Below are 14,974 nucleotides of genomic sequence, written 5' to 3' on the forward strand. Positions count from 1 at the left end.
TAAAAGTGAAGTCAAGGCAGTCCCGACCGACCAAGGATCGTCATGATTACACCGGATCTCCTGGTCGGCGCGTTGCTCGGCGGTGTGCTCGTGGCCGTCGTACTCGCGCTGACGGGCGCCCTCCTGTGGCAGGCCAGGGCCAAACGCGCTGCTCTTCGCGCCCGTGACGTCGCCCGGCGCGAGACCCGCGCCGCCGAGCAGAAGGCCGAGACGGCGCGCAAGAATGCCGAGAGCGCCGCACAACAGGCCGAGATCAATAAAAAATGGTACGACGCCGCCGTGAGCGAATACGGCCGCCTCGTCGAACGGTTGCGCGCGGTGGCCGACGTCGAGGCCGGGCATCCCGCCGTGGAAATCCCGGGGCTCCTGAACGAGTGCCTGACCGAGACGGCCGTCGCCGTCCACTGCCGGGAGGCCGAGAGCCTGTTCAGGGAACGGGCCGCGGCCATCCGCGGCGATGTCGCGGCGGCCGCGCGCTCGGGCGTACGCGGCGTCGCCGACACCGCGCAGGCGGCCCTCACCCGGCTGCAGATCAAGATCGACGAGGAGCTGGACGACCACGCCGGCACGCCCCGCTACCACCAGGGCCTGATCGAGATCGACCACCTGGCCACCCAGGCGCTGCACAGCCTCCAGCGGCTGCGCATCCTGGCCGGCTCCTGGCCGGGCGTCCAGCGGGAGGACTGCACGTTCAGGGAGATCGTCGAGAGCGCCAGGGGCCGCATCGGACCCTACCTGCGGGTCGACTACACCTACCAGCCCGACGCGGGGGAGGTCGTGGTCGAGGGGCGGGTCGCCGAGCCCATCATCGTCGCGCTGGCCGAGCTGCTGGACAACGCCACCAGCTACTCCGACGACCGGGTCGACGTGTACGTCCAGGCCGTGCAGGCGGGCTACCGCGTCGTCGTGGAGGACCGCGGGCTCGGCATGAACGACTTCCAGCGGGCCGAGGCCGAGCACCTGCTGTCCAGCGACACGCCCATGGACGCCGCCGCGCTCAAGGACGAGCGGCGGCTCGGGTTCGCCGTCGCCGGCCGCCTGGCCCACGACTACGGCTTCCGCGTCGACGTCGGCGCGCCGTCCAGCAGCGGCGGGGTCAAGGCGGTGTGCCTCGTGCCGACGCACATGATCATCCACATTCCGCCCTCGACCGATCCCGCCGCTCCCGGCCCCGCCCATCCCGACTGGGCCACCGTCCCCGACGACCTGATCCCTCCTGACCCGGCGCCCGTCACCGCCCCTCCGCCGGAGGAGTTCGAGGACGAGACGGACGGTGCCGAGGCGCCCGCGACCACGACGTCCGGACTGCCGAAGCGGCGGGTACGGGTGCCGGAGAGCAGGCCCGCCGCCCCGCCCGGGCCGATGGGGGACGCCATGCCGGCCGACGACCTGGACGGCGGCATGGAGTCCATCTTCGAAGCGCTCCGCGCCGCGTACGCCGACCGTGACACAGACCGCGACCCCGTCCGCGACCCCGTCCGCGACCCCGTCCGCGACCCCGACCGAGGACAGCACCAGCCATGACCACCCAGCCCACCGCCGACACCATCGACATGACCGGGCACCTCAACCGCCTGGTCACCGACAACGACGGCCTCATCAACGCGATGCTGTTCACGACCGACGGCCTGCTGCTGGCCCGCTCGCACGGCCTCAGCAGGGAGGAAGCCGAGCGCACGGCCGCGATGATGGCGGGCCTGCAGTCGCTGCAGCGCCAGCTCGCCGGCTTCTGCGGCATGCCCGCCGAGCAGGAGCTCGCCGCCCCCTGGCGGCACATGATCAGCGACCTGTCGGACGTCACCGTGCTGCTGTTCGCCGCCGGTGAGCGCACCGGGCTGGCCGCGGCGGTCCGCGGCGGGTCCACGACCGGGCCGGTCGCCGTGGCCATCCAGGCCATCATGAAGACGATCAGGGGCCTGCAGCCGGTGCTCGGCGCCCGGGAGCGGGGCAAGCCGTCGTGACCGGGCCGCCGTCGTACGGGCGGCCGAGGCGGGCCGGGATGGTGCGTTCGCACACCGTCACCGGCGGCGGCGCCGCCGCGTCCCGCTCCGCCCTGGACGAGGCCACCCTCCTCATCGCCGACCCGCACCGGTCGCCGGCCGGTCTCGGCGCGCACGCCCAGCGGGCGATGACGCTGTGCCGGCCCGGCGTGCTGTCGGTCGCGGAGGTCGCCCACCACCTGCGGTTGCCCGGCGCGGTGGTCAAGATGATCGTCGCCGGGCTGGTCCACAGCGGCCACCTGAGCGCCCGGGCCCCCTACACGCCCGCCGCCGGGCGGCACGACCTCGACTTCCTGCAGCAGGTGCTCGATGCCCTACACAAACTCTGACCGCTACGTCCCCGCGGCCGCCCGCCCCGTCAAGATCGTGGTGCTGGGGCCGTTCGCGGTGGGCAAGACCACGTTCATCGGCACCGTGTCGGAGATCCGGCCGATGCACACCGAGGAGCGGCTGACCCAGGCCGGCCAGCTCGTGGACGACCTCGACGACCTGCGGGGCAAGAGCACCACGACGGTCGCCATGGACTTCGGCCGGCTCACGCTCACCCCCGACATCGTGCTCTACCTGTTCGGCGCGCCCGGCCAGCGGCGCTTCAGCGGCATGGCCCGCTGCCTCATGGAGGGCGCGCTGGGCGGGCTCGTCCTGGCCGACACCCGCCGCCTCGACCAGAGCTTCCCGGCGATCGACCTGCTGGAGCAGGCCGGGCTCCCGTACACCGTCGCGATCAACCACTTCGCCGGCGCGCCCCTGCACCGCGAGGCCGAGCTGCGCGAGGCGCTGGCCCTGCCCGCCGACCGCGCGCTGGTCAGCCTCGACGCGCGCGAGCTGGGCTCGGCCAAACAGGGACTGATCGCCCTCGTCACCGCCATCATCACGCAGTCCCGTCTGGAGCCCGCCCGATGACCATCCCCGCAGCCGCCGGCGTCCGCCTGTACGGCGAGGAGTTCGCCGCCCGCCCCGAGGACGCCTACGACAAGCTGCGTGCCGAGGGCCCGGTGGCCTGGGCGGAGATTGCCCCGCAGGTGCGCGCGCTCGTCGTCGTCAGCCGCCGCGCCGCCCGCGACCTGCTCAACGAGGCCGGGACCTACAGCAAGGACAGCCGCATGTGGGGCGACCTGGCCCGCGGGCTGGTGCCGCGCGACAGCCCGGTGCTGGCCCTGATGGCCTTCCGTCCCAGCCTGCTGTACGCCGACGGGGAGCGGCACGCCCGGCTGCGGCACGCCATGGACGACTGCCTGGCCCGGATCAACCTGCACCGCCTGCACGACCGCACCCGCGGCCACGCCGGGCGGCTGATCGCGGAGTTCGCCCGCGACGGCCACGCCGACCTGATGAGCCAGTACGCCGACCTGCTGCCGCTGCTGGTCTTCGCCGACCTGCTGGGCTGTCCCGCGCAGATGGTCGAGCGCATGGTCACCGGCTGCCAGGGCATGATCGGCGCGGGACCGCAGGCCGAGCAGGCCGCGGCCGACCTCGCCGCCGTCCTGGCCGAGATCATCCAGCTCAAGAGCGAACGGCCGGACGACGACTGCACCTCCTGGATGCTGGCCCACCCGGCGCGGCTCGGCCACGAGGAGATCCTGCACCAGCTCGTCGTCCTCATCGGCGCGGGCACCATCCCGACCGCCGCGTGGATCGCCTCCACGCTGCGGCTGCTGCTCACCGACGACTCCTACGCGGGTGACCTGTCGGGCGGCGCGGTGACCGTCCGGCGGGCCATGGAGCAGGTGTTGTGGACCCGTTCGCCGATGGCCAACTTCTCGGTCCACTACGCCCGCCACGACACCTCGCTGCACGGCGTGCCGATCCCGGCCGGCGTGCCGATCCTCATCAGCCACGCCGCCACCGGCACCGACCCCGCCGCGCCGCGGCCCGGCTACGGCAACCGCTCCCACCTGGCCTGGTCGGCGGGGCCGCACCGGTGCCCGGCCGAGAGCCACGCCGCGATCATCGCCCAGACGGGCATCGAGGCGCTCCTCGGCCACCTGTGGGACCTCGACCTCATCGACCCGTACACGCCCAACCGGCACGGGCCGTTCCACCAGTGCCCCGCGAGCCTCGGAATCCGCTTCCGCCCCCATACGGCAGACACCCTCACCCCCTCATCCCTGCCGAATGCTGGAGGTCTCCGTGACCATGGCACCGATCCCCCTCGACACCACCGGCCTCCGCCTGTATGAACAGGCCGACCAGTTGCGCGCCGCCGGCCCGGCCGTGCGGGTCCTGCTCCCTGGAGACCTCGTCGCCTGGTCGGTGACCAGGGGCGACGTGGTCAGACGGCTCCTCACCCATCCCGACGTCTCGAAGGACGCCCGCAGGTCGTGGCCGGGCTACCGGCCCTTCGCGATCGCCTGGCTGACCGCCTGGGTCGACGTGGTCAGCATGTTCACCGCCGACGGCGACGACCACCAGCGGCTGAAGGACCTCGTCGGCCGGGCCTTCACCGCCCGCCGCATTGACGCGATGCGGCCCGCGATCGAGGCGATCGTGACCTCGCTGCTCGACGAGCTCGCCGGCTTACCCGCCGACCGGCCGCTCGACCTGCGGTCCCGTTTCTCCTACCGTGTCCCCACCCGGGTCATCTGCGACCTGTTCGGCGTGCCGGACGACCAGCGGCCCGCGATGCTCGCGACCATCGACGCCGTGCTCGACACCAGCCTCGGCCCCGACGAGGCGGCCGAGGTGCAGCGGGGCATGTACGCCGCGATCCACCGGCTGGTCGCCACCAAGTCCGCGCGGCCCGGCGACGACATGACCAGCCTGCTGCTGACCACCCGGCGGCGCGACGAGGACCGGCTCAGCATGGACGAGCTGGTCAGCACGCTGATCCTGATGATCGGGGCGGGCAGCGAGACGACCGTCTCCCTCATCGACCACGCGGTCGCCGCCATGCTCACCCATCCGGACCAGCTCGCGGCCGCGCGCGAGGACCCCGGGCGCTGGGCCGACGTGATCGAGGAGAGCCTGCGCCTGCATCCGCCGATCATGCACCTGCCGCTCCGCTACGCCACCGCCGACCTCGACCTGGGGGAGGGGGTCACCATCGGCAAGGGGGAGCTGATCATCATCGGGTTCGGCGCGCACGGCCGTGACCCGGCGGTCAACCCCGACCCCGGCCGCTACGACATCGACCGGCACGACCGGCAGCACCTGGCCTTCGGGCACGGCATGCACTTCTGCCTCGGGGCGCCGCTGGCCAGGCTGGAGGCGGCTGTCGCGCTGCCCGCGCTGTTCGGGAGGTTCCCGCGCCTGGCGCCGGCGTGGCCGGTGGGTTCGCCGGCGCGGCAGCCGTCGTTCATCGGGAACGACGTCCGCGAGCTCCCGGTGCTCCTCGGGCCTGCCTGGATCGGGGCGGGCCGGCGGCCTCTCCGCCCGGATCAGCTCTGGCGGAGGAGGTCCTCGGCCTGCTCGGTCACCTCGTCCACGGTGATCGCGGCCACCCAGGAGGCGTCGTGCGGGCACCGTTCCGCCCGCAGGTCCACGCCGCTCGCGCCGCAGCGGGGACAGGTGATGATCCAGGAGACCAGCGGCCGGTGCCTGACCCGGGTGAGCGGGCCCGCGTTGACCAGGTTGCCGCACCAGTACAGGCCGATCGTGGCGGCGCCCACGGCGGCGGCCAGGTGGCGCGGGCCGGTGTCGTTGCCGATGACCAGGTCGCAGCGCTCGTACAGGGCGGCGAGGCCGCCGATGCTCAGCGCGCCCACCAGCGGCGTCGCGGGGCGGCGCATGGCGGCGCGGACCTCCGCCACCAGGTCCGCCTCCTCGGGCGTGCCCGTCACCACGACGGGACGGCCGAGCCGGTCGCCGACCGCGGCGAACGAGCGGGCCGGCCAGCGCCGCCGCGGGTCGGTCGCGCCCGGATGCAGGGCGACCAGGCCGGGCGGCGGCTCGCCGAGCACGGCACGCAGCTCGGCCCGGTCGGCGCCGGTGACCGCCACGCGCGGCTCGAACTCCCGCGCGCGGGCCCCGACCAGCGCGGCCGCCTCCAGGTAGCGCAGGGTCTCGTGCTGGTAGTAGTGGTACGGCAGCCAGCGGTCCAGCGGCTCGGCGTCCGGCGTACGGAAACCGGCGGTGACGCGGGCGCCGAGCCGCCGGAGGAACGGGTTGGAGTGCCGCCCGCCCCCGTGCAGCTGCACGGCCAGGTCGAAGCGCCGCTCGCGCAGCCGTTCGACCAGCTCCTCGGGGGCCGGGCGGGCCTCCGGCCGGGTGGTGAGCCCGGCGATCGGCGGCATGGCGACCACCTCGTCCACCGGGCCGGGCCGCCCGGCCAGGAAGGCCGCGTGCCAGGCGTTGCCCAGCAGGACCAGCCGGGCGTCCGGGTAGGCGTCCTTGATCGCCCCGATGGCGGGCAGCGCCACGACGAGGTCGCCGAGCGCGTTGGCGCGCAGCACCGCGATCGTCCGCACCCCGTCGACCAGCCCCGTCATGACGACCGTCGTGCCCGGCTCCCACCTGGGCAAACTACGCGGCGAGCACCCTGGCGGCGGCGTCGAGCACCTCCTGGACGGTGATGCGCAGCAGCGCAGGGTCCGGCACGTCCGTCTGCACCTCCCGTTCGCCGTCGCCGTGCCACAGGGCGGCGTGGACCGGCTTGCGCGGCGGTCCCCAGATCCGCGGCGAGGCGGGGCCGAACAGCACGACCGACGGCCGTTCGTACGCGCTGGCGAGATGCGCCATCCCCGTGTCCCCGCACACCACCAGCGCCGCCCCGCGCACCAGCGCCGCCAGCGTGTCGAGGCCGGTCCGCCCGGCCAGGTTCGCCCGCGCCGGCAGCCCGGCCAGGGCGGTCACCCGCGCCGCGCGCTCCCGTTCGGCGGCCGTGCCGGTGACGACGACGTCGTGGCCGGCCACGGCGAGCGCCGCCGCGACGGCGGCGAACCGCTCCGGCGGCCACCGCTTGCTGCCGTAGGCCGCGCCGGGATGCACGACGGCCGCCCCGGGCCGGGGGCTCGGCGCGGGCGGCGGCGCGAGCAGCAGGTCGGACTCGTCCGGGTCGCCGCCGTCGGAGCGGACGAGCCGGCACCACTTGGCCACCTCGTGCTCCACGTCCCGCACCGCGGGCCCGTCCGGGTGCCCGGCCTCCGGGCAGGCGAAGGCCACCAGGCGGCGGGGGCGGGTGCCGTAGACGGCCCGTACGCTGTCCGGCAGCACGCCGTGCAGGTCCACGGCCACGTCGGGGGCCACGACGGGGGGCGGGCGGAGACTGCGGTGCGGGACGACCTCGTCCACGGCCCCGGTCAGCCGCGCCAGCGGCCGGAGCGCCGGGTTGACGGCCAGCAGCAGGCGGTGGTCCGGGTAGCGGCGGCGCAGCCCGCGCAGCGCCGGCACGGTGACCAGCAGGTCACCGAGGTTGAGCGCGCGCAGCGCCAGCAGCCTGGGCGCGGCCTCCTGGGCGTCGGTCACACCCTCCGCTGCCCGTGGCCCGGCAAAGACAATCCTGCCCGCCGTCCGGAAGTGGTCAACGCCGCAAGACCGGCCCGGGGCCGGGGTACACCACGGGCGTGAGCAGCGCCTCCTACGCGATCCACCGGACCGCCGTCCTCCTCGTCGACCCGTACAACGACTTCCTGTCCGAGGGCGGGAAGATCTGGCCACGGGTACGGGAGATCGCCGAACAGGTCGACCTCCTCGACCACCTGCGCGCGATCACCGCCGCCGCGCGGGATGCGGGGATGCTGGTCTTCGTCGTCCCGCACCGGCAGTGGCGGCCCGGCGACTACGACGACTGGGACCACCCCAACCCCACGCAGCGCGGCATCCAGGAGCGCCACTCCTTCGAGAAGGGCGCCTGGGGCGGCGAGTGGCGGGCCGACCTCGTCGCGCCGGGCAGCGACATCGTGGTCAAGCAGCACTGGGCGCAGAGCGGGTTCCCCAACACCGACCTCGACCTGCTGCTGCGCCAGCACGCCATCACCCACGTGATCCTCATCGGCCTGCTGGCCAACACCTGCGTCGAGTCGACCGGCCGGTTCGCGATGGAGCTCGGCTACCACGTCACCCTGGTCAGGGACGCGACCGCGGCCTTCAGCGCGGAGATGATGCACGCCGCGCACGAGCTCAACGGGCCGACGTTCGCGCACTCCATCACGACGACGGAGGACCTGCTCGCGGCGATCAGATCCGCCCGCTGACCGCCTGGGCCGGGTGTACATCTCGGCCTAATGTGGTCGCCATGACCGATCATCGGGAACTGCGGGCCGGCGACCGCGACCGCGAGCGCGTGGCCGAGCTGCTCCGGGTCGCGGTCGCCGAAGGGCGGATCACCCTGGAGGAGCTGCACGAGCGCGTCGACCGCGCCTATGCCGCCCGCACGCTGGGCGACCTGGACGGGGTCGTCGCCGACCTGCCGGTCCCCGGCGTTCCCGCGCGGCCGGCCCCTTCCGAGGCCGGCGGCGGTCTGGAGCTGCACACCGTCGGCGGGCGGGTCGAGCAGGCGGGCCGCCGGACGGTCCCGGCGTACATCAGCGCCAGGGCGGGGCGCTGGGGCAAGGCGCGGATCGACTTCACCCGGGCCGACTGCCCCCACGGCGAGGTCGTGCTCGACGTCGAGATCACCTCCTGGTTCGGCGACATCGTCGTCGTGGTGCCGCGCGGCTGGCGGGTGCGCGACGAGGACGTCGTACGCCGCCGGCTGGGCGCCGTCCACAACCACCCGCCCGTGCCGCTCGCCGCCGACGGCGTCACCGTACGCCTCACCGGCTACGTGCAGACCGGCGACGTCTGGGTGCGATACCGCCGCCCACCGGCCTGAGGAGCGTCAGGTCTGCCTGTGCAGCAGCAGCATGGCGGCGTCGTCGGGCAGCGGGCCGCCGGTGTGGCGGACCAGGTCGGCGCGCAGGGCGTCCAGCGCGTCCTGCGGATCATCCGCCCGCAGGAGATGGACGCGGTCGGTCAGGGGGTAGAAGGCGCCGCCGTCGTCCCTGGCCTCGATGACGCCGTCGGTGAACAGCAGGATGCGGTCCCCGCCGAGGAAAGGCGTCTGATGCGCTTTCGGGCGGTCGCTCGCGAGAGGGCCGAGCCCCAGGGGCAGACCCGCGTCGGCCGGCTCCACGGCGGCGACCCTTCCGTCCGCGCCGAGGTGGAGCGGCGGGGGATGGCCGTGATTGAGGAGGAGGATCTCGCCGTCGCGCACCTCGGCGAGGATCGCGGTGACGAACTTCTCGCCGCCCAGGTGCCGGGACAGGCTCGCCTCCAGCCGCGCGCTCACCTCGTCGAGTTCGGGCTCGTCGTAGGCGGCCTCGCGGAAGGCGCCGAGCACCCAGGCCGCCGTCTCCACCGCCTCCAGGCCCTTGCCCTGCACATCGCCGATCAGCAGCCGTACGCCGTGCGGGGTGGTGACCACCTCGTACAGGTCGCCGCCGATGCGGGCCTCGGCCGCCGCCGAGGTGTAGGACAGCGCCACCCGCAGGTCGGCGGCTCTGCGCGGCACCGGCCGCAGCAGCACGCGCTGGGCCGCCTCGGCCACCAGGCGCACGTCGGCCAGCTCGCGCTCGCGCCTGAGCCGCAGGTGCCCGGCCAGCATGCCGACCCCGGTGACGCCGACGATCGTGACGATGGTGAGGTTGTTCTGCCAGCGCAGCAGCAGGTCGTTGTAGGCGGCCAGGGGGATGCACAGGGCGAGCGCGACCAGACCGACCATGGCGGTGCGCTGCACGCTGCCGGACACCGAGGCGAAACTGGGGCCGAGCGTGAGCAGCGGCAGGAAGCCGAGGGAGGGGCCGGCCAGGACGTCGGTCACCGCGACGGCCGCCATGACGCCGAACGGCAGCCAGCGCAACGCCCCCTGCGCGCTCATCCAGCGCCCCCCTCCCACGTAGGTCGCCGTGCAATATCATTGCATAGTGCAACCTAGTTTGGGCCAGGCGTCATTTTCCTTTTGGAGCTCCTGGTCCACGCCGTCGGCGGCACGATGCTCAGGCGTCGCCGGTCGAGCCGAGGAAGCCCTGCTCGCGCAGCCAGTCGGCGGAGACCTTGCCCGGCTCCTCGCCCTCGACGTCCACGCGGGCGTTGAGCCGCTGCATGGTGGCGTCGTCCAGCTTCGCGATCACCGGCTGCAGCACCTTCTCCAGGGCGGGGTGCTTGTCGTAGGTGTCCTGGCGGACCGTGACGGCCGCGTTGTAGTTCGGGAAGAACTTCTTGTCGTCCTCCAGGACGGTCAGGCCGAGCGCGGCGATGCGGCCGTCGGTGGTGAACACCTCGCCGAAGTCGCAGACCTGGCCCTTGTCGGTCTCGGTGTAGACGACGCCGGTGTCGAGCAGACTGACCTGCTTCTTCGGGATCTTCATGCCGTACGCCTTGGACAGCCCGGGCAGGCCGTCGTCGCGGGTCGAGAACTCGGTCTCGATGCAGAGCGTGACCGCCTCCGGCCTGGTCTCGGCCAGCTTCGCCACGTCGGACAGCGTCTTGACGCCCAGTTCCTGGGCCTTCTCCGAACGGATGGCCAGGGCGTAGGTGTTGTTCAACGGGGTGGGGCCGATCCAGCGGATCTTGTTCTTGGACAGGTCCTCGTCTGCGGTGGCCTTGAACTGCCCGGCGGAGTCCCGGATCGGCTCGGTCTTCTTCAGGTGCTCGATCCAGCCGGTGCCGGAGTACTCCCAGTAGAGGTCGATCTCGCCGGCCTCCAGAGCCTTGCGGTTCGGCGCCGTACCGCCGAGGTTGGTCTTGTCGACGACGTCGGCGCCGTGGGCCTTGAGCAGCTGGGCGGCGATCTTGCCGAGCACGATGTTCTCGGTGAAGTCCTTGGAGCCGACGACGAGCTTGCTGCCCGCCAGTTCGTTGCCCGCGCTGCCGGATTCGACGGCGTCGGCGGTGCCGCAGGCGCTCGCGCCGGCGACGGTCAGCGCCGCGGCGGCGAGCAGGGCGAAGGTCGTCCTGAGGGGACGGGGGAGCATGAAAAAGCCTCTCGATTGTCCAGTACGGTCAGATGCCGCGTGGTTTGAGCAGGTTCTCGGCCAGGCTGCCGAGCCAGTCGATGAAGAAGGCGACGCAGGCGGTCAGCACGCCGCCGACGATGGTGACGGGCATGCGGTTGAGCTTGAGCCCGTTGATGATCAGCTCGCCGAAGCCGCCCGCGGCGACGAAGGCGCCGAGCGTGGCGACGCCGACGGTCAGCACGAGCGCGGTGCGCAGCCCCGCCAGGATCGCCGGGACGGCGAGCTTGAGCTCGACCCGGCGCAGGATCTGTCCCCGCGTCATGCCCATGCCGCGGGCGGCCTCGATGAGCGCCGGATCGACCTGCTGCACGCCGACCATGGTGTTGCGCAGCACGGGCAGCACCGCGTACGCGACCAGGCCGACGAGCGCGGTCTGGAAACCCACGCCCATGAGGAACGTGCACAGCACCAGCAGGCCGATGCAGGGAACGGCCTGGCCGAGGTTGCCCAGGGTCAGGATGACGGGGGCGATGAGCCGGTTGCGGGCGCGGGAGGCGGCCACGCCGAGCGGGATCGCGACGATCACGACGAGCGCGGTGGCGGCCAGCGTCATCTGCAGGTGCTCGACGGTCTTGGCCAGGATGACCGCGCGGTTGAGGCTGCGCTGTTCGATGGAGTCGAGCTCCAGCGTGCCCACCCACACGTACAGGGCGATCAGGGCGGCGGCGACGGCGGCGGGCGTGATCAGGTGGCGGACGCCGCGCGGGACGCGCCGTACAGGGGCGAGGGGCAGGGTCTCAGCCGGCAGGGTCTCAGCGGTCACCGGCGACCAGCTCCTCCTGTGACCGGTTCCCGACGGCCGCGCACAAGGTCGCGTAGCTCAGCACGCCGGCCGCCGAGCTGCACCGGTCGGTGCCGTGGGCGAGCATGAGGTCCAGTGCCTCGCGCAGGCTGGCGTCCGCGGCGATCTGGGGGAGCCGGGGGTCGGGCCGCGGGTAGGTGGCCGGGACGTCGGTGACCCGCAGCAGCGCCAGCCGCTTGAGCGTGGCGTCCTGGCCGATGAAGCCCGCCACGTAGTCGTCGGCGGGGCGGTCGAGGATGGCGGCGGGGGTGTCGTACTGGGCGATGTGGGAGCCCTCGCGCAGGACGGCGATGCGGTCGCCCAGCTTGATGGCCTCCTCGAAGTCGTGGGTGACGAAGATGATCGTCTTGCGGAGCTGCTTCTGCAGCCGGACGAACTCGTTCTGCAGGTGCTCACGGGTGATCGGGTCGGTGGCGCCGAACGGCTCGTCCATGAGCATCACGGGCGGGTCGGCGGCCAGCGCGCGGGCGACCCCCACGCGCTGCTGCTGGCCGCCGGACAGCTGGCGCGGGTAGCGGTCGTGGAAGGCCGACGGCTCCAGGTGCACCAGGGCGAGCAGCTCCTCCACGCGGGCGGCGATCCGGGGCTGCGGCCAGCCGAGCAGTTTGGGGACCAGGCCGATGTTCTGGGCCACGGTCAGGTGCGGGAAGAGGCCGACCTGCTGGATGGCGTAGCCGATGTGGCGGCGCAGCTCGTCGGGGTTCAGGCCGAGCACGTCGCGCCCGCCGATGCGGATCTCGCCCGAGGTGGGCTCGACCAGCCGGTTGATCATCTTCATCGTGGTGGTCTTGCCGCAGCCCGACGGGCCGACGAAGACGACCAGCTCGCCGGCCGGGATGTCCATGGTGACGTTGTCGACCGCGGGGGCCGGCTGGCCCGGATAGTGCTTGGTCAGCGCGCGCAGCTCGATGCGCACGCCCTCGGCGTCACGGTCGGACAGGTCACGGTCGAACACGAAGCCCCCTCGGGGTGGTCAGGTGGCGGACGGCAGCGAAGAACAGGTCGAAGAGCACCGCGATGATCACGATGCCGAGCGTTCCCGCGAGCGTGGCGTTGAGCGAGTTCACCGAGCCCAGCCGGGAGAGCCCCTCGAAGATCTGGTTGCCGAGCCCCGGCCCGTCCACGAAGGCGGCGATGGCGGCGATGCCGATCGCCATCTGCGTCGAGATCCGGATCCCGGTCAGGATCATCGGCCAGGCGAGCGGGAGCTGGACGCGCAGCAGCAGCCGCGGGCGGTTCAGGCCCATGCCGCGGCCGGCCTCGACGGTGGCGGCGTCCAGGCCGCGCAGGCCCGTCACGGTGTTGCGGATGATCGGCAGGAACGCGTACGCGGTGAGCGCGATCAGCGTGGACCCCCAGCCCAGCCCGGTCAGGGGGATGAGGAGGGTGAGCAGGGCCAGCGAGGGGACGGTCAGGATCGCCGCCGAGACCGCGATCGACCCTTCCCGCACGCGCGGCGAGCCGTGGCCGAGGACGCCGACGCCGATGCCGACCACACTGGCCAGGACGATGGCGATCGCCACGACCAGGGCGTGCTCGGCGGCGGCCAGCGAGAGGGTGTCCCATCGGGAGACCACGTACTCGCCGAAACTCATACAAGGACCACCTTCGCTTACGCTGTCAGAGGCTCGCAAACGTATGCCAAGAGTTGCGGTCAGTGCAAAACCAGGTGCAGCTAGCGCAACAAACGCAATGCTTCTGTGATGAACGGACGTGGATGAGCGACAAGCCTCCGGCGCCCTCGGCGGGGCTGCGGCGGGACATGGATATTCTCGAAGTCCTCGCAGGTCACGGCGATGACAGGGACGCGGATGGGTTCGGCGTCAGCTGGATCGCCGAGCGGCTGGGACGGGAGAAGAGCCAGATCTCCAGAGCGTTGCGGGCGCTGGAGCTGGAAGGCATGGTGGAGCGGGACCCGGTCACCCGGCGCTACCGCCTGGGCTGGCGGCTGTTCGCGCTGGCCGCGCGCACTCAGCAGGCCCGGCTCGTCCGGGTCGCCGCGCCCTACCTGCGACGCCTGGCCGGCGCCTTCGACGAGGACGCCTACCTGTGCGTGCTGCGCGGCAACCAGGTCCTGACGCTGCTGTCGGTGCCGTCGTCGCGGGCCTACCACCGGGTGTGGGAGGGCGTCTCGGTGCCGGTGATCATGGCCGCCGCCGGCCGGTCGCTGCTCGCCGAGTGGGACGAGGAACGAGTGCGGGCGCTGCTGCGGACTGTGCTGCCGTCCGGGCTGGACAGCGCGGTGGCCAGCGAGGACGACTGGCTGGCCGACCTCGCGCATGTGCGCTCGGCGGGCTACGCGGTCTCGGACGTGGAGCTGGACGACAGTGCTGCCGGGGTGTCGGCGCCCGTACGTGACCACCGGGGGCTCATCACGGCGGCGATCAGCGTGTCCGTGACCCGGGCGGCGGCGCCGGAGCGGCTGCACGAGATGGGGGCCGTGGTGGCGGTGGTGGCGCGCGAGCTCTCGGCCGCACTAGGTTTCCCGGCGACGCCCGCCGCGGGAACGTGGAGGTCACCGGCTTAGCACCCGCTCAGGACAGGATGTTCACTGGTCTGGCCGGTCGGGCGAGTCGCGCTGGCCGGCCGGAGAATAGGTCTCATCCGCAGAAAACCCCGACTCGTGGTTGTCGGGACTTCGCTAAGGCCTCACTGTGGCGGCGGGTGTCCACCTTCTCCAGGATGTCGTGCACGTGGTTCTTCACCGTGCGCATCTCGATGCCCAGCCGTTCCTCAATCTCCTGGTTCGTCAGGCCCAGTTCGAGCAGCCCGAGCACCCGGTCCTCGCGCGGAGTGAGCGCCGGGACCCGCGGTTGTGGGCGCCGTTCGGCGGCGAGTGTCGCGACCCGGCGCATCAGCGTCGCGGCCATTCGCAAGCTGCACAGCGTCTCTCCCGTGACGACCGCGCCGATCAGCGACAGCAGTCGGGCAATCAGCTCAGATCGCAGGAGATAGATGCTCGCCTACCCTCCGCACGAGCGGATGGCCCGAGCGGCAGTGGGACGTGGGTGGCCGGCAGCTGCCGGGAGACCTTGTCCAGTCGGCGGACGTTATAGCAGGTGAAGGGGCGCAGAACGAGCCCAGCGTGGGTGGTGCACGGATGCCAAACAACAGCTCGTGCACCTCGCCGCAGATCGTTGATGCTGTTGATGCTGCCGACGTCGCAGGCCATCCCGACCACAATCAAGGTCACTTTCGCTACCGCGTTGACACCGGTTGCTGAGTTCGTGCTCACGCGC

16 protein-coding genes and 1 pseudogene are annotated in these 14,974 nt (G+C 72.6%); 9 read left to right on the forward strand and 8 right to left on the reverse strand.

Annotation, left to right across the window (positions count from 1 at the left end):
- The first annotated feature begins 42 nt into the window (after positions 1-42).
- The 6 genes and pseudogenes from ACBR40_RS01455 to ACBR40_RS01480 all read left to right on the forward strand — a co-directional run.
- The gene (locus ACBR40_RS01455; RefSeq protein WP_371247071.1) at positions 43-1,524 is read left to right on the forward strand and encodes a hypothetical protein; all 1,482 of its coding nucleotides are present in this window, start codon (positions 43-45) and stop codon (positions 1,522-1,524) included.
- Entirely contained in the window at positions 1,521-1,961 is a 441-nt protein-coding gene (locus ACBR40_RS01460) for a roadblock/LC7 domain-containing protein (protein WP_344215339.1), read from the forward strand. The genes ACBR40_RS01455 and ACBR40_RS01460 overlap by 4 nt, the downstream gene beginning before the upstream one ends.
- A 38-nt stretch (positions 1,962-1,999) precedes the next feature.
- Positions 2,000-2,329 (forward strand): DUF742 domain-containing protein, encoded by a 330-nt coding sequence (locus ACBR40_RS01465; RefSeq protein ID WP_344215337.1) that lies wholly within the window; start codon positions 2,000-2,002, stop codon positions 2,327-2,329.
- Positions 2,310-2,903, forward strand: a complete 594-nt coding sequence (locus tag ACBR40_RS01470; protein WP_344215335.1) for an ATP/GTP-binding protein — start codon at positions 2,310-2,312, stop codon at positions 2,901-2,903. The genes ACBR40_RS01465 and ACBR40_RS01470 overlap by 20 nt, the downstream gene beginning before the upstream one ends.
- Positions 2,900-4,180: a cytochrome P450 gene (locus ACBR40_RS01475; RefSeq protein WP_371247072.1), complete on the forward strand. Its 1,281-nt coding sequence runs from the start codon at positions 2,900-2,902 to the stop codon at positions 4,178-4,180. The genes ACBR40_RS01470 and ACBR40_RS01475 overlap by 4 nt, the downstream gene beginning before the upstream one ends.
- 571 nt (positions 4,181-4,751) lie before the next feature.
- Positions 4,752-5,183: pseudogene (locus ACBR40_RS01480) on the forward strand (cytochrome P450); the annotation flags it as partial.
- Between the two features lie 194 nt (positions 5,184-5,377).
- Here ACBR40_RS01480 and ACBR40_RS01485 read toward each other — a convergent pair.
- Both ACBR40_RS01485 and ACBR40_RS01490 read right to left on the reverse strand, forming a co-directional pair.
- Positions 5,378-6,427 (reverse strand): glycosyltransferase family 9 protein, encoded by a 1,050-nt coding sequence (locus ACBR40_RS01485; RefSeq protein WP_371247573.1) that lies wholly within the window; start codon positions 6,425-6,427, stop codon positions 5,378-5,380.
- A gap of 34 nt (positions 6,428-6,461) precedes the next feature.
- On the reverse strand, positions 6,462-7,403 hold the full coding sequence (locus ACBR40_RS01490) for a glycosyltransferase family 9 protein (RefSeq protein ID WP_371247073.1): 942 nt from the start codon (positions 7,401-7,403) through the stop codon (positions 6,462-6,464).
- 98 nt (positions 7,404-7,501) lie between these two features.
- On the opposite strand from ACBR40_RS01490, the gene ACBR40_RS01495 reads away from it, so the two are divergent.
- A complete protein-coding gene (locus ACBR40_RS01495; RefSeq protein WP_371247074.1) occupies positions 7,502-8,131 on the forward strand; it encodes an isochorismatase family cysteine hydrolase in 630 nt (209 codons plus the stop codon).
- 41 nt (positions 8,132-8,172) lie between these two features.
- Positions 8,173-8,751, forward strand: coding sequence for a DUF1707 domain-containing protein (locus ACBR40_RS01500; RefSeq protein WP_371247075.1), 579 nt, complete (start codon positions 8,173-8,175; stop codon positions 8,749-8,751).
- A 6-nt stretch (positions 8,752-8,757) separates the two neighbouring features.
- Here ACBR40_RS01500 and ACBR40_RS01505 read toward each other — a convergent pair whose 3' ends face one another.
- The 5 genes from ACBR40_RS01505 to ACBR40_RS01525 all read right to left on the reverse strand — a co-directional run bounded on the left by ACBR40_RS01505 (position 8,758) and on the right by ACBR40_RS01525 (position 13,330).
- Positions 8,758-9,795, reverse strand: a complete 1,038-nt coding sequence (locus ACBR40_RS01505; protein WP_371247076.1) for a PP2C family protein-serine/threonine phosphatase — start codon at positions 9,793-9,795, stop codon at positions 8,758-8,760.
- 118 nt (positions 9,796-9,913) lie between these two features.
- A complete protein-coding gene (locus tag ACBR40_RS01510) occupies positions 9,914-10,891 on the reverse strand; it encodes a glycine betaine ABC transporter substrate-binding protein (RefSeq protein WP_371247077.1) in 978 nt (325 codons plus the stop codon).
- 28 nt (positions 10,892-10,919) lie between these two features.
- Positions 10,920-11,696 (reverse strand): ABC transporter permease, encoded by a 777-nt coding sequence (locus ACBR40_RS01515; protein ID WP_371247078.1) that lies wholly within the window; start codon positions 11,694-11,696, stop codon positions 10,920-10,922.
- Complete coding sequence (locus ACBR40_RS01520) at positions 11,686-12,690, reverse strand: ABC transporter ATP-binding protein (protein ID WP_371247079.1); 1,005 nt, start codon at positions 12,688-12,690, stop codon at positions 11,686-11,688. The genes ACBR40_RS01515 and ACBR40_RS01520 overlap by 11 nt, the downstream gene beginning before the upstream one ends.
- A complete protein-coding gene (locus tag ACBR40_RS01525; RefSeq protein ID WP_344215315.1) occupies positions 12,677-13,330 on the reverse strand; it encodes an ABC transporter permease subunit in 654 nt (217 codons plus the stop codon). Before ACBR40_RS01525 ends, ACBR40_RS01520 begins: the two co-directional genes overlap by 14 nt.
- A gap of 122 nt (positions 13,331-13,452) precedes the next feature.
- Between ACBR40_RS01525 and ACBR40_RS01530 the strand changes: the two genes are divergently transcribed.
- On the forward strand, positions 13,453-14,262 hold the full coding sequence (locus ACBR40_RS01530; protein WP_371247080.1) for an IclR family transcriptional regulator: 810 nt from the start codon (positions 13,453-13,455) through the stop codon (positions 14,260-14,262).
- A gap of 73 nt (positions 14,263-14,335) precedes the next feature.
- Here the strand turns inward: ACBR40_RS01530 and ACBR40_RS01535 are convergent, their stop codons facing one another.
- Positions 14,336-14,605: a LuxR C-terminal-related transcriptional regulator gene (locus tag ACBR40_RS01535; protein WP_344215311.1), complete on the reverse strand. Its 270-nt coding sequence runs from the start codon at positions 14,603-14,605 to the stop codon at positions 14,336-14,338.
- Positions 14,606-14,974: the final 369 nt, after the last annotated feature.

The organism is Nonomuraea sp. AD125B, assembly GCF_041402765.1.
GTDB classification, from domain to species: Bacteria; Actinomycetota; Actinomycetes; order Streptosporangiales; family Streptosporangiaceae; genus Nonomuraea; species Nonomuraea bangladeshensis.

Bases quoted from the DNA above. Each gene is read 5' to 3' on its own strand.
- ACBR40_RS01455 (WP_371247071.1), top strand. From the start codon at position 43: ATGATTACACCGGATCTCCTGGTCGGCGCGTTGCTCGGCGGTGTGCTC.
- ACBR40_RS01460 (WP_344215339.1), top strand. From the start codon at position 1,521: ATGACCACCCAGCCCACCGCCGACACCATCGACATGACCGGGCACCTC.
- ACBR40_RS01465 (WP_344215337.1), top strand. From the start codon at position 2,000: ATGGTGCGTTCGCACACCGTCACCGGCGGCGGCGCCGCCGCGTCCCGC.
- ACBR40_RS01470 (WP_344215335.1), top strand. From the start codon at position 2,310: ATGCCCTACACAAACTCTGACCGCTACGTCCCCGCGGCCGCCCGCCCC.
- ACBR40_RS01475 (WP_371247072.1), top strand. From the start codon at position 2,900: ATGACCATCCCCGCAGCCGCCGGCGTCCGCCTGTACGGCGAGGAGTTC.
- ACBR40_RS01485 (WP_371247573.1), bottom strand. From the start codon at position 6,427: ATGACGGGGCTGGTCGACGGGGTGCGGACGATCGCGGTGCTGCGCGCC.
- ACBR40_RS01500 (WP_371247075.1), top strand. From the start codon at position 8,173: ATGACCGATCATCGGGAACTGCGGGCCGGCGACCGCGACCGCGAGCGC.
- ACBR40_RS01505 (WP_371247076.1), bottom strand. From the start codon at position 9,795: ATGAGCGCGCAGGGGGCGTTGCGCTGGCTGCCGTTCGGCGTCATGGCG.
- ACBR40_RS01510 (WP_371247077.1), bottom strand. From the start codon at position 10,891: ATGCTCCCCCGTCCCCTCAGGACGACCTTCGCCCTGCTCGCCGCCGCG.
- ACBR40_RS01525 (WP_344215315.1), bottom strand. From the start codon at position 13,330: ATGAGTTTCGGCGAGTACGTGGTCTCCCGATGGGACACCCTCTCGCTG.
- ACBR40_RS01530 (WP_371247080.1), top strand. From the start codon at position 13,453: ATGAGCGACAAGCCTCCGGCGCCCTCGGCGGGGCTGCGGCGGGACATG.
- ACBR40_RS01535 (WP_344215311.1), bottom strand. From the start codon at position 14,605: ATGGCCGCGACGCTGATGCGCCGGGTCGCGACACTCGCCGCCGAACGG.